This is a genomic window from Rahnella sp. CJA17(1/100), assembly GCF_963881615.1.
GTDB classification, from domain to species: domain Bacteria; phylum Pseudomonadota; class Gammaproteobacteria; order Enterobacterales; family Enterobacteriaceae; genus Rahnella; species Rahnella aceris.
The window spans coordinates 279,346-291,558 of sequence record NZ_CAWOJA010000064.1 but is presented as its reverse complement, the minus strand read 5'-3'; the positions used below and the strand labels follow the sequence as shown (position 1 = coordinate 291,558).

The 12,213-nt window shown below is 53.8% G+C and carries 12 protein-coding genes; 7 read left to right on the top strand and 5 right to left on the bottom strand.

From position 1 onward, the window contains the following. The first annotated feature begins 22 nt into the window (after positions 1-22). Positions 23-556, top strand: a complete 534-nt coding sequence (gene ompX / locus AACU55_RS21900) for an outer membrane protein OmpX (RefSeq protein ID WP_013574702.1) — start codon at positions 23-25, stop codon at positions 554-556. Between the two features lie 81 nt (positions 557-637). On the opposite strand, the gene AACU55_RS21895 is transcribed toward ompX, so the two are convergent. From AACU55_RS21895 to AACU55_RS21885, 3 genes are read right to left on the bottom strand one after another with little or no spacing between them, the layout of a single operon-like run. Further along, on the bottom strand, positions 638-1,402 hold the full coding sequence (locus AACU55_RS21895) for a molybdopterin-dependent oxidoreductase (protein WP_134706112.1): 765 nt from the start codon (positions 1,400-1,402) through the stop codon (positions 638-640). Further along, the gene (locus AACU55_RS21890) at positions 1,395-2,036 is read right to left on the bottom strand and encodes a cytochrome b/b6 domain-containing protein (protein WP_134706111.1); all 642 of its coding nucleotides are present in this window, start codon (positions 2,034-2,036) and stop codon (positions 1,395-1,397) included. The genes AACU55_RS21895 and AACU55_RS21890 overlap by 8 nt, the downstream gene beginning before the upstream one ends. Before the next feature lie 26 nt (positions 2,037-2,062). Further along, on the bottom strand, positions 2,063-2,686 hold the full coding sequence (locus AACU55_RS21885; RefSeq protein WP_112198490.1) for a hypothetical protein: 624 nt from the start codon (positions 2,684-2,686) through the stop codon (positions 2,063-2,065). A 213-nt stretch (positions 2,687-2,899) separates the two neighbouring features. On the opposite strand from AACU55_RS21885, the gene AACU55_RS21880 reads away from it, so the two are divergent. The 5 genes from AACU55_RS21880 to AACU55_RS21860 all read left to right on the top strand — a co-directional run bounded on the left by AACU55_RS21880 (position 2,900) and on the right by AACU55_RS21860 (position 9,083). Continuing rightward, complete coding sequence (locus AACU55_RS21880; protein WP_013574706.1) at positions 2,900-3,574, top strand: heavy metal response regulator transcription factor; 675 nt, start codon at positions 2,900-2,902, stop codon at positions 3,572-3,574. Further along, positions 3,567-5,003 carry a heavy metal sensor histidine kinase gene (locus AACU55_RS21875; protein ID WP_134706110.1) on the top strand — a complete coding sequence of 479 codons (1,437 nt, stop codon included), beginning with the start codon at positions 3,567-3,569 and terminating at the stop codon, positions 5,001-5,003. Before AACU55_RS21880 ends, AACU55_RS21875 begins: the two co-directional genes overlap by 8 nt. 232 nt (positions 5,004-5,235) lie before the next feature. After that, complete coding sequence (eptB, locus tag AACU55_RS21870) at positions 5,236-6,912, top strand: kdo(2)-lipid A phosphoethanolamine 7''-transferase (RefSeq protein ID WP_134706109.1); 1,677 nt, start codon at positions 5,236-5,238, stop codon at positions 6,910-6,912. Between the two features lie 141 nt (positions 6,913-7,053). After that, positions 7,054-8,166, top strand: a complete 1,113-nt coding sequence (locus tag AACU55_RS21865; protein WP_134706108.1) for an endonuclease/exonuclease/phosphatase family protein — start codon at positions 7,054-7,056, stop codon at positions 8,164-8,166. 2 nt (positions 8,167-8,168) lie between these two features. Then, the gene (locus tag AACU55_RS21860) at positions 8,169-9,083 is read left to right on the top strand and encodes a LysR substrate-binding domain-containing protein (RefSeq protein ID WP_134706107.1); all 915 of its coding nucleotides are present in this window, start codon (positions 8,169-8,171) and stop codon (positions 9,081-9,083) included. 6 nt (positions 9,084-9,089) lie between these two features. Here AACU55_RS21860 and leuD read toward each other — a convergent pair whose 3' ends face one another. Both leuD and leuC read right to left on the bottom strand, forming a co-directional pair. Beyond that, positions 9,090-9,698, bottom strand: coding sequence for a 3-isopropylmalate dehydratase small subunit (gene leuD / locus AACU55_RS21855; protein ID WP_037036104.1), 609 nt, complete (start codon positions 9,696-9,698; stop codon positions 9,090-9,092). 9 nt (positions 9,699-9,707) lie between these two features. Then, the gene (leuC, locus tag AACU55_RS21850) at positions 9,708-11,114 is read right to left on the bottom strand and encodes a 3-isopropylmalate dehydratase large subunit (protein WP_134706106.1); all 1,407 of its coding nucleotides are present in this window, start codon (positions 11,112-11,114) and stop codon (positions 9,708-9,710) included. Between the two features lie 170 nt (positions 11,115-11,284). On the opposite strand from leuC, the gene AACU55_RS21845 reads away from it, so the two are divergent. Next, entirely contained in the window at positions 11,285-12,160 is an 876-nt protein-coding gene (locus AACU55_RS21845) for an alpha/beta fold hydrolase (protein ID WP_112151165.1), read from the top strand. Positions 12,161-12,213: the final 53 nt, after the last annotated feature.

Sequence of the window (12,213 nt, the reverse complement as noted above, 5' to 3'; positions counted from 1 at the left end):
GTTTCTCTTTTTGAGGTGGTTTATGAAAAAAATTGCATGTCTTTCCGCATTAGCTTGCGTAGTTGCACTGGGCGTTTCTTCAAGCGCTTTCGCTGACACCAGCACCGTAACTGCTGGCTACGCTCAGGGTGACGCACAAGGCGTTGCTAACAAAGCAAACGGCTTCAACTTAAAATACCGCTGGGAACAAGATAGCAACCCACTGGGCGCTATCGGTTCTTTCACTTACATCGAAGATGACAGCTCTCCTGCATCTGGCGACTACCGTAAAGCACAATACTACGGTCTGACTGCGGGTCCTGCTTACCGTCTGGCTGACTGGGTTTCCATCTACGGTGTTGTGGGTGTTGGCTACGGCAAATTCCAGTACAACGAAGCGGCAGCATCTACTGCTAACCGTGAAAAAAATGACACCAGCGATTACGGTTTCTCTTACGGTGCTGGTCTGCAGTTCAACCCAATCCAGAACGTTGCTCTGGACGTGTCTTACGAACAGTCCCGCATCCGCAGTGTTGATGTTGGTACCTGGATCGCAGGCGTGGGTTACAGCTTCTAATTCTTCGCCGCAGCGTAACGCTTTGCCGTTACCCTCCCGCGAAAACAAAAACCGCTCAGCTGAGCGGTTTTTTTATGCCTGTCAGATCCCGCTGAACCAGTTATAACCCTGATCTTCCCAGTAGCCGCCGGGATATTCATTGGTGACGAAAATCGCGCCAATATGTTTGGCGTTTTTAAAGCCGAGTTTGGTTGGCATCCGCAGGCGTAACGGGTAACCAAAATCGGGGGGTAAGGGTTTGCCGCCAAAATCCAGAGCCAGAATGGTTTGCGGATGCAGTGCCGTCGCCATATCAATACTGGAATAATAGCGGTCGTCACATTTGAATCCGACATATTTGGCTGTCAGATCCGCGCCGACGTGTTGCAGAAACGTTTTCAGCGGTACGCCTTTCCACTGGCCGATGGCGCTCCAGCCCTCAATGCATATCAGCCGGGTGATCTGGCTTTCCTGCGGCAGGCGCTGCAATTGTTCCAGTGTCCACGGCGCTTTCTTTTGCACCAAACCGGAGACTTCCAGCCGGTAATTGGGGATGTCGATTTCCGGCACGTTGTATTCGGGGTAATACGCATTGAAACGAAACGGCGTGGTGATTTGATCGGCGCGATAGGTTTGCGCCAGTTTCTGGCCGCGGAACAGCCAGCTTTGTACCCGGTCGTTCCAGCGGGACATCGCCCACAGCACTTTATCGACCTGATCGCCGTCCTGCAGATTACAGCCGGTAAGCATCGAAACCGCGCCCAGCGTAAGGCCGGAGCGCAATAACATACGGCGTTGAATATTAACCAGTTGTTTGCGCTGATCGGGTTCAAGAATAATTTTTGGCCGCTGTGTTTTATCACTCATCGGCTCGGTCCTCCGTGTTAATTTTTTTGCCGCCGGTCAGCATCGCCACGAAGGTTTTTGGCACCAGCAGAACCATCAGTACGTGAATAATGACGAACAGCAGTACGCCGCTCATCGCAAAGAAATGCACATAACGGGCGATATCAAAACCGCCAAACAACCAGACCAGACCGCTGAACTGCGCGGGTTTCCAGATCGACAAACCCGACAGCACCAGCAGCGCGCCCAGCAACAGAACACCGCTGTACATCAGTTTTTGCACCGCGTTGTACTGACCCAGTTTGTGCGGGAGTTTGAATGTCAGTGCGCGAACGGTATCGCGCCAGACCGTATGGGGCGAAAAGGGGAAAAAGTCGCGTCTGAAATGACCGCTAAAAATGCCCCACAGCAGATAGAGCAGGGCATTGCCCGCCAGCAGCCACATTACCGCCAGATGCCAGGCAATATTGCCACCCAGCCAGCCGCCGAGGGTGGTGTTCTGCGGGAAAGTGAAAGCGAAAAGCGGGTCGGCGTTATAAATCCCCCAGCCGCTCATCACCATGCCGATCATTGCCAGCAGATTGATCCAATGACAAATGCGAACCGGCCAGGAATGAATCCGGAGCTTCCGGGGTGATGAGAGCTGAGGTTTCACGCTTAATCTCCTGTTGTTCGGCCGGATTACATCGGTGGCGCGATGCCGTCTTTACCGGCAGCAATACCACGGGCAACCAGCGCACCTTTGTCATCTTTCATGGCAAACAATACGATTTTAGTGCCCGGTTTCAGCAGGCTGCGGTCGCCCGGCGCCAGCAGAACAACCGGTACATCATCAGGCACAATGACCGTTTTCTCGGCATCGTGATATTTCACTGTCAGGGTGCGGCCATTGCTGTTCACCAGCTTGCCGACGGTGCCGTTGGTCATGGTATTGATTTTGCCATCGGCGGATTCAAACGGATTGAAGCCTTCACCGCTGCCGCGCAGGCTGGGTGCGAATACGTGCACTTCCAGTGCTTTCAGCGTGCCATTAGCCTGCGGAACGGCGGCCGTCCCGATGAAGCTGTCCGCTTTGATATCGCTGATCTGCCCTTTGGTGACGGCATTGATCTTGGTCTGGTCGGTCAGCTTAACGTCGAGTTTTTCGCCCTGACGTGTGGTGATTTGTACCGATGAGTCATTAACTGAATCAATGGTTCCGCGTGTAGGTTTAATCACATTATCGGCGGCAAATGCCGATGTCATCCCGCTGCACATCAGCAGGGAACCCAGTAACAGACCAGCGAGACGTGTTGGTGCATTCATGATTAATTCTCCATTTTCCAGCGTTTTTTCATTCTGTTAGATGAATCACTGAACCTGCCAGTGATGAATAACTTTCTTAAGAGTGGACGATAAACCGGTATTGGCTGATGACAAATTGATGACAAAATTGTCATCAAAGGTGTCTGACGAAACTGATAAACTTTCGGGTGAATCATTCTTTAGGTGAATGGTCATGCGGCGCTGAGGGCCTGAATGCGAATACTGGTGATTGAAGACGATGTCAGTACAGGCGATTACCTGAAAAAAGGGCTGACAGAAGCAGGTTACAGCGTAGATCTGGCACGCAACGGTGCCGACGGCCTGTTTCTGGCGCTGGAAGAGGGGTACGACGCGGTGATCCTCGACGTCATGCTGCCGGGGCTGAACGGCTGGCAGGTGATGGAAGTCCTGCGCAAAAAAAGCGACGTGCCGGTGCTGTTTCTCACCGCCCGCGATGAAGTACAGGATCGCATTCACGGGCTGGAGCTGGGGGCTGACGACTATCTCATCAAACCGTTCTCCTTCACCGAACTGGTGTTGCGTATCCGCACCTTGCTGCGCCGCCCGGCCGCCCGTGAGCCGGATGCGTATTCGGTGGCGGATCTGAATCTTGATGTGCTGCGCCGCCGCGTGACCCGCCAGGATCAGACCATCGCACTGACCAATAAGGAATTCATGTTGCTGCAGTTGCTGATGCGCCGCGAGGGTGAGGTTCTGTCGCGAACCATGATCGCCTCGCAGGTCTGGGATATGAATTTCGACAGTGATACCAATGTAGTGGATGTCGCCATTAAGCGTCTGCGTGCCAAAGTTGACCGCAGCTTTGAGGTGAAACTGATCCATACCGTGCGTGGCATTGGTTACGTGTGCGAAGTGCGACATGAGTGATCGTCAATTGACTCACCTCCCGAAACGCGCCATGTCGCTGACGCTTCGCGCCACCTTACTTTTCGCGCTGATCGCCTCGATGGTGGTCAGCGCCGTCGGTTTCTACCTCTATTACTCGATGGATAAAGAACTGGTACGCCGCGCGGATTACCAGGTCAGCGGGCGTGTGCAGTATTTCCGTCATCTGCTTGCCAACGAATTCCCGCTGTCGCAACTCAGCCGTAATCCCGGCCTGTTTGAAAATATGCTCGGCAACGAGCGCGATATCCTGACGTTTCGCCTGTCCGGTGAGAAGCTATTGATCAACGTCAATCCGTCGCGGCTGGCATTGCCCCCGGTAGCGGCGGTGCCTGACGGCCAGCCGCTGACGCTGAATACGGTGCATCATCTCACCGCCCCCGATGGTACGCCGGTACGTTTTGCCCGTGCGGCGGTACAGATTCAGGACGGGCGGACAGTTGAAATCACCGGCGCGCATTTCATGACCGAGGAGTCGCGTCTGTTGCAGACTTTCCGCTGGGAAATTATTGGCGCGGTGTTATTCGCTTATTTGCTGATTGCCGCACTGGGTTATCTGGTGATCCGCCGCGGATTGCGGCCGCTGCGCAATATGGCGTATGAAGCGGCGCAGATCCATCCGGCCAGTCTGTCTACGCGTTTGTCTTCGGAAAATGCGCCGCAGGAATTGCAGCAATTAATTTATTCTTTCAATGACATGCTGGACCGGCTCGCCGAGGGGTATCAGCGGCTGACGCAATTTTCAGCCGATCTGGCGCATGAAATCCGCACCCCGGTGGGCGCGCTGATGGGGCATTGTCAGGTGGCGTTATATCAGCCCCGGACAGTGGAAGAATACGAAACACTGCTGGCGAACAATATAGAAGAGCTGGAACGCATTTCACGTATGGTGGAAAACATTCTGTTCCTGGCGCGCGCTTCCGATGCGCGCTCGGTTCTGACCATCACCAGTATTGATGTTTCATCTGAAATTACCCGTATCCAGGAATATTTCGAAGGGCTGGCCGAAGAGCGTGAAATGACGCTTCACGGGCAAGGTGAGGGAACCTTGCATGCGGATGCGATCCTTTTCCAGCGTGCGCTGAGTAATCTGGTCGCTAATGCGGTGCGTTATGGCCGCGAGGGAAGTGCCATCGTGCTGCGCGCTGAACCCCATGCAAAAGGCATGAATATCCGGGTGATCAGTCAGGGTGAGCCTGTTCCGCCGGAAAAACTCGGAAAACTTTTCGACCGCTTCTATCGCGCGGATGCTTCACGTAGTGAAGGCGGCAGTTCCAGCGGCCTTGGGTTGTCGATTGTTCAGGCCATTATGGCCCTGCATCAGGGAAGTGTCAGCGTAACCAGTTCCGCGCAGGGAGAAACGTGTTTTACCCTTTATTTTCCCGCATCCGACCGCAAGCTTTCTCAATAGTTTCTCAATGAAAGGGAAAAATTGCGTAAAAAAAGCCGGAATATTTCTTTTTCATGTAATTGAAATAAAAAGGATTCGTTAATTTTGTTACATTATCACATTGGAAGTCACCATTCAGTTTGAACGAAAATGCTCAGCCCGGAGTCTATATGTCCTAAGGAGTGGGTTCCAACCTCCGGTATGAGCGGTTAGTACAACGCAGCCAGACTCACAAAAGAGCCAGTTATTGCCAATGCATAAAATTCGTACACTTTCGCAACAGAGCATTTCTTTGTTCGTTGCACTTTACCTGGGGCTTCTGCTAAACCTTCCGATTTTCATCCGTCGTTATCAGCAACTGCATTATGACAATGCCTTGTCGATTGCTGTTGAAATGGTTGCCTGTTTTGCCCTGGTCTATTTCCTTTGTATGTTGCTGTCGTATACCGGAAAAACCGTTTTCCGTGTCCTGATGACCGCTATCGTGATTTCCTCCGCCGCCGCCAGTTACTACATGATTCTGTTTAACGTTGATATCGGTTACGGAATTTTAGCGGCAGCGCTGGCATCTGATTCCATTGATTTATCGAAAGAATCTATCGGAACACATTTCCTCGCCTGGACCGTGCTGGTGAGTTTGTTGCCGGTGCTGTTGCTGTGGCTGAGCAAAATGCCGGGTGCGGCTCTCAAACAAACGACGTTTAAAAAACTGGCGGTCAGAACCCTGCTGCTCGCGGCCTCCGGCCTGCTTTGTTACATGCCGCTGCAACTGATGGGCAAGGTGCAGGATCGCCACGACATCGTAAACAACCGCATGATGGCGAGTTATGGCGGTGTGGTTGCCGGCACGTATTCACCGTCAAACTGGCTTTCGGCGCTGGGTTTGTATACTTACAGCAGTTACAGCCAGGCGGAAGACACCAAAAATCTGTACGATCCGGCTAAACATTTCACGTATACCGCACCGGCAGATGCCAAAGATATGTACGTGGTGTTTGTGATCGGCGAGAGTGCCCGCCGCGACCATATGGGGCTGTACGGCTACGACCGTGACAACACGCCAAATCTCGACAAAGAGAAAAATCTGGTCGCCCTGCAGGGCTATTCCTGTGATACCGCCACCAAGCTTTCCCTGCGTTGTATGTTTGTCCGCGAAGGCGGGGCATCTGAAGAGCCACAGCGTACGCTGAAAGAAATGAATGTCTTTTCCGTGCTGAAAAGTAATGGCTGGAGTTCAGAGTTATATTCCATGCAGAGTGAGGCCTGGTTCTATAACAAAACCCGTGCGGATGATTATTCACTGCGTGAAAACATCGCGTCCGAAAAACGCAACGCCGGTAAGCCGGTGGATGACATGCTGCTCATCGATGAAATGAAAGACTCGATGAATAACCATCCTAAAGGTAAGCATCTGATTATCTTGCATACCAAGGGTTCTCATTATCTGTATTCCGACCGTTATCCGCGTTCTTTCGCTAAATATAAGCCGGAATGTATGGGCATCGATGATTCCTGTTCCACCGGGGAAATGATTAACGCTTACGATAATTCACTGCTGTATACCGATTACTTCCTGTCGCAGGTCTTTGACCAGTTACGCGATAAGAATGCGATCGTGTTCTACGCCTCCGATCACGGTGAGTCGATTTCGAAAAGCATGCATTTCCACGGTACACCGCGTGATCATGCGCCGATCGAACAGCGTACGGTGCCGATCATGGTCTGGGCGTCGGACAAATTCCTGGCGAACGATCAGAACAAGGCCAGTTTCCAACAACTGCAAAAAATGGCAGCGGCGAAGACGCCGGCGTTCCACGAAAAACTGTATGACACTATTCTGGGCTGTATCGGTTACACCTCGCCAAATGGCGGGATTGTCGAGCAGCACAACTGGTGCCATGTGCCTGATCAGGCCGCCGCCACAAAATAATCTTTGCTGAATCTGCCGCCTTTTTCTGATGATGGGAGAAGGCGGCGACATATCCCTCTTTTTCAGTCACAATCGGTTAACAACAAAATACCCGTCATATTGAGGGTATTATTTTTGCTTTTTTATCAGAGCCGATAACCGATGCAAGCATTACGAATAACCATTTGCGTACTGACGGTCATTATGACCCTGCTGACGCTTCTTCCTGTGTCGCGCAATCAGCGCTGGTGGGTACGTGTCTGGGATTTTCCGCGTTTACAGATGGCCTCGCTGTGCCTGTTTTTTCTGCTGACTGAACTGGCGATCATGCCGTTCGGTGATGCGATCACCACCACGGTGATCATCCTGACCGTTGCCTGCATGGCGTATCAGAGTTGGTGGATTTTGCCTTATACCCGTCTGTACCGGAAACAGGTGAAGAAAACGGTGCCCAACGGTCATTCGCGCATCAAAATCATGAACAGCAACGTGCTGATGACCAACCGTAAGCCGGAAAAGTTACTGGCGCAGATCCGGCAATACCAGCCGGATATTCTGGTGCTGCTGGAAACCGATCAGTGGTGGGAAGATCAGATGGCAGAACTGGATGCCGATTATCCGCACAGCCTGCGCTGTCCGCTGGAAAATCTGTACGGTATGCATGTGTATTCGCGCCTGCCGATGCAGGCGGCGAAGATTCAGTATCTGGTGGCTGATGATATTCCTTCTATGCATTTTCGCGCTGAACTGCCGTCCGGCGAGCAGGTGATTTTGCACTGTCTGCACCCGATGCCGCCCAGCCCGACAGAAGCGGATGAATCCACCAGCCGTGACGGGGAACTGGTTGCTGTCGGACACACGGCAGCGAAAGCGCGTTACCCGACCATTGTCACCGGCGACCTGAATGACGTGGCCTGGTCGCGCACCACGCGGCTGTTCATGAAAATCAGCGGCCTGCTGGATCCGCGCCGCGGTCGTGGCATGTACAACACCTTCCATGCCAGTTATCCGTTCCTGCGCTGGCCGCTGGATCACGTTTTCCACAGCAGAGATTTCACCCTGATTGATCTGAAACGTCTTGATTTTATGGGTTCAGATCACTTCCCGATCCTGGTGGAACTGGCGCTGACGCCTTCTCAGGGTATCGATCAGGAATCATTGGAAATCGACAATGAAGACATTGAGGAAGCGGAAGAAAAACTGTCCGGTGCCGGGGTGAAAAGCAGTGATGTGCACAAGGCTGACAAGCTTAACCAGCCGGTTTACGGACGTTAATCATGAGCAGCGAACGTGAGCGTTTGCCGCTGGCTGAAGACTTACAGGTCTTCCTGGCGGTAGTGAATAAGCAAAGTTTTGCCGCTGCCGCTATCGAACTGGGGCAGTCACCGGCGTATGTCAGCAAGCGTATTCAGATCCTCGAAGAGTCGCTCAACTGTCGTTTGCTGCACAGGTCAACAAAGGGTGTGCGGCTGACAGAAGACGGCGAGCGCACGCAGCGATGGGCGTTACAAATTCTCGATACCTTTGATCAGTTCATTGGTGACCTGTCAGATTCGCGCAGTGAGGTGCGTGGCAACGTGCATATTTGCAGCTCGTTTGGTTTCGGGCGTTGCCATGTGGCTCCGGCGATAGCGGAACTGGCGGCACGTTATCCGCAACTCAATCTGCGCCTTGATCTTTTCGACCGCGTGGTGGATCTGGTCGCGGAAGGTATTGATCTGGAAATACTGGTCGGCGATGACGTACCTGAGCAGTACATCGGCAAAAAACTGGCGCAGCACCAGCGGATCCTCTGCGCATCAAAGGAATATCTGGCTGCTCACGGCACGCCTGACTCACCGCAGGCACTGGCGCAGCATCTGTGTCTGGTGATCAAAGAGCGCGACAATCCTTTTGGCATCTGGTCACTTACGGGAGAAGGCAAGGAACACCGCGTCAGGGTGAAAGGGGCGCTCTCGTCGAACAGTGGCGAAGTGGTATTACAGTGGGCGCTGAAACACCATGGCATTATTTTGCGTTCACAGTGGGATGTTCAGCCTTATCTTTCCCGTGGTGAACTGGTGCGGGTGCTGCCGCAATATTCCCAACCCGCCAGCGTCTGGGCAGTTTATCCCACGCGGCTGGCGGATTCGGCAAAATTGCGGGTCTGTGTTGAGTTTCTGCAACAGCGATTCAGCCAGTTACCGGGCTGACGCTTATTACGCCAGCCACGGATTGCGCTGCAAATGCGCCTGCTGAAACTGACTGATTTCATCGCGAAATTGCAGTGTTGTACCGATGGCATCCAGCCCGTTAAGTAGCGCAATCTTACTCAGTTCATCGATAGCAAAATCAATCCGTTCACCATTTTGCAGGATAATTTTTTGCGCGGATAAATCGACAGTCATTTCATTTTTATCGCCATGGATCACCGCCTGCGCCATTTGCATCCACTGCGCGGGATCCAGTTGCACTGTAAGCACGCCGTTGCGCTGACAGTTATCGAAGAAAATTCCCGCGAACGTGGTGCCGATCAGCGCCCGTATACCGAGCTGTTTCAGCCCCCATACCGCATGTTCACGGCTGGAACCGCAGCCAAAATTCGGACCGACCAGCAGGAATTTCGTCCCTTGCCATTGGGGCTGATTGAGGATAAACGCCGGATCGGGCGAGCCGTCCGCCAGAAAACGCAGATCGAAAAACACCCCGCGATCTAAACCGTTGCGGTCGATGCCTTTGAGAAACTGTTTTGGCATGATCACATCGGTGTCCACATTCGCCGCAGGCAACGGCGCGGCAATACCGGTCAGTGTAGTAAATGCTTCCATGATGACTCCTTACAGGTCACGGACATCGGTCAGATGGCCACAAATAGCCGCTGCCGCAACCATCGCCGGGCTCATCAGATGGGTGCGTGCGCCCGCACCCTGACGGCCTTCAAAATTACGGTTGGTGCTGGATGCACAGCGGTCGCCGGGCGACAGCACGTCGTCATTCATTGCCAGACACATTGAGCAACCCGATTGTCGCCATTCGAAACCGGCCTGGATAAATATCTCCGCCAGACCTTCCTGCTCAGCCTGTGCCCGAACCTGACTGGACCCCGGAACAATTATCGCCCGCACTGTGGCGGCGACGCTTTTACCGCGCACGACGTCTGCCGCTGCCCGTAAATCTTCAATACGCGCGTTGGTGCAGGAGCCGATAAACGCGTGGCTGACAGGAATGCTGTTAAGCGACTGACCGGCACGCAATCCCATATAGCGGAGTGCACGTTGCAGATCCTGGCGGCGTGAGGCATCCGGTTCGGCTTGCGGATCAGGCACCTGACCGTTTATCGCCAGTGCCTGATCGGGGCTGGTCCCCCAGCTGACCATCGGCGCGATCTCTTCCGCACACAGTGTCACTTCACGATCAAAAACGGCATCCGGATCACTGCGTAATTCGCGCCAGACCTCCACGGCATCCCGCCACTGCTGGCCTTTTGGCGCGCGGGGTTTGTCTTGCAGATAGGCAAACACTTTATCGTCGGGTGCCATGAACGCGCCACGCGCACCGGCTTCCACGGCCATATTACAAATGGTCATACGACCTTCAACGCTCAGCATGTCGATACCCGGTCCGCAGAATTCGATGGCATAGCCGGTCGCGCCCGCCGCCCCGATTTTTGCCACCAGCGCCATCACCAGGTCTTTGGCCGTGATACCCGTCGCCAGTGTGCCACTGACGGTAACCCGCATGGTTTTCAGGCGCTTATACACCAGTGTTTGCGTCGCCAGAAGATGTTCAATTTCCGAGGTGCCGATACCAAAACCAAACGCCCCTAATGCGCCGTATGTGGTGGTGTGGCTGTCTCCGGCGGCAATGACCATACCGGGCAGGATAAAGCCCTGTTCCGGTGCAACAACATGTTCGATCCCCTGGCGTTTATCGAGAATATCGAACAACTCAATGCCAAATTCGGCGCAGTTCTCAGCCAGATATGACACCTGACGCGCGCCACCGGCATCCGGCATCTGACGGGTGCGTAGCGGTGCCGTCGGGTTGACGTGATCGACCACCGCCAGTGAGGTTTCCGGCCGCCATACGCGACGGCTGGCTTCACGCAAACCGCTAAACGCCTGTGGGCTGGTGTACTCGTTAATCACCTGCCGGTCGATGTAAAGCAACACGTGGCCCTTGTCATCCAGCGTACGAACGCTGTGGCTGTCGATGTGTTTTTCATACAGCGTTTTTGGCTTCATTTCATTGCCCTGATAAACGTAACGGATAATGCCAGCGTCGCAACTTCACGCTTATCGGGCAACGGCCTGAGTGTGATGAGTCAAAACACAGATCGTGAATCAGCGATCTTCACTTGTGGCCTTGTTGCCAACCGGCGAGCGACTAAGATGGGTAAAAAAGGAGAAAACCCATGTTTGAACATTTTACCCAAGGCCGGATGGTGGTCAGCGGAACGGAGATTGCTTACCGGATTGCCGGGCAGGGCGAGCCGCTGTTATTGCTGCACGGACACCCGCAGACGCAGGCGATCTGGCATAAAGTCGCACCCTACCTCACTTCTCAGTTCACCGTGGTGCTTGCCGATTTACGCGGTTACGGTGACAGCGGTAAACCCGAGCCGGACGCGGATCACCTGCGGTACAGCAAGCGCGAAATGGCGCAGGATCAGCTCGAACTGATGGCCGCGCTCGGTTTCAGCCAGTTCAGTGTGATCGCGCATGACCGGGGTGCCCGCGTGGCGCACCGGCTGGCGCTTGATCACCCGCAGGCAGTGAAACGGATGGTGCTGATGGACATTGCGCCGACGCTTTCCATGTATCAGCAAACCAGTGAAGCTTTTGCGCGCGCTTACTGGCACTGGTTTTTCCTCATCCGCCCGGCACCGCTACCGGAAACACTGATCAAGGCTGATCCTGATCTTTACCTGCGCAGCGTAATGGGCAGCCGCAGCGCCGGTATGCAACCTTTCACCGACGAAGCTTACGCAGATTATTTGCGTTGTCTGCAACTTGATGGAACGGCACGCGGGATTTGCGAGGATTACCGGGCTTCCGCTGCTGTTGACCTGCAACACGATCAGACTGACGTGAATGCATCTCGCAAAGTGCGGTGTCCGCTGTTGATCCTGTGGGGCGAAAAGGGCATTGTCGGCACCTGTTTTACGCCGCTGGAGGAATGGGCAAAGGTGGCGGAAGACGTTCAGGGCGAGGCGTTGCCGTGCGGGCATTATCTTGCTGAAGAACAACCGGAATTATTGCTGGAGAAAGTGCTGCCGTTTCTTCGCTGAGAGGGGGAAGCCTATAAAAAAACCCGCATGGCGCGGGTTTTTTGTGGGCACGT

Excerpts from the sequence above, each read along its gene's own strand:
- AACU55_RS21865 (WP_134706108.1), top strand. The coding sequence starts at position 7,054 with ATGCAAGCATTACGAATAACCATTTGCGTACTGACGGTCATTATGACC.
- AACU55_RS21895 (WP_134706112.1), bottom strand. The coding sequence starts at position 1,402 with ATGAGTGATAAAACACAGCGGCCAAAAATTATTCTTGAACCCGATCAG.
- AACU55_RS21875 (WP_134706110.1), top strand. The coding sequence starts at position 3,567 with ATGAGTGATCGTCAATTGACTCACCTCCCGAAACGCGCCATGTCGCTG.
- AACU55_RS21885 (WP_112198490.1), bottom strand. The coding sequence starts at position 2,686 with ATGAATGCACCAACACGTCTCGCTGGTCTGTTACTGGGTTCCCTGCTG.
- AACU55_RS21860 (WP_134706107.1), top strand. The coding sequence starts at position 8,169 with ATGAGCAGCGAACGTGAGCGTTTGCCGCTGGCTGAAGACTTACAGGTC.
- ompX (WP_013574702.1), top strand. The coding sequence starts at position 23 with ATGAAAAAAATTGCATGTCTTTCCGCATTAGCTTGCGTAGTTGCACTG.
- leuD (WP_037036104.1), bottom strand. The coding sequence starts at position 9,698 with ATGGAAGCATTTACTACACTGACCGGTATTGCCGCGCCGTTGCCTGCG.
- AACU55_RS21845 (WP_112151165.1), top strand. The coding sequence starts at position 11,285 with ATGTTTGAACATTTTACCCAAGGCCGGATGGTGGTCAGCGGAACGGAG.
- AACU55_RS21880 (WP_013574706.1), top strand. The coding sequence starts at position 2,900 with ATGCGAATACTGGTGATTGAAGACGATGTCAGTACAGGCGATTACCTG.
- eptB (WP_134706109.1), top strand. The coding sequence starts at position 5,236 with ATGCATAAAATTCGTACACTTTCGCAACAGAGCATTTCTTTGTTCGTT.
- leuC (WP_134706106.1), bottom strand. The coding sequence starts at position 11,114 with ATGAAGCCAAAAACGCTGTATGAAAAACACATCGACAGCCACAGCGTT.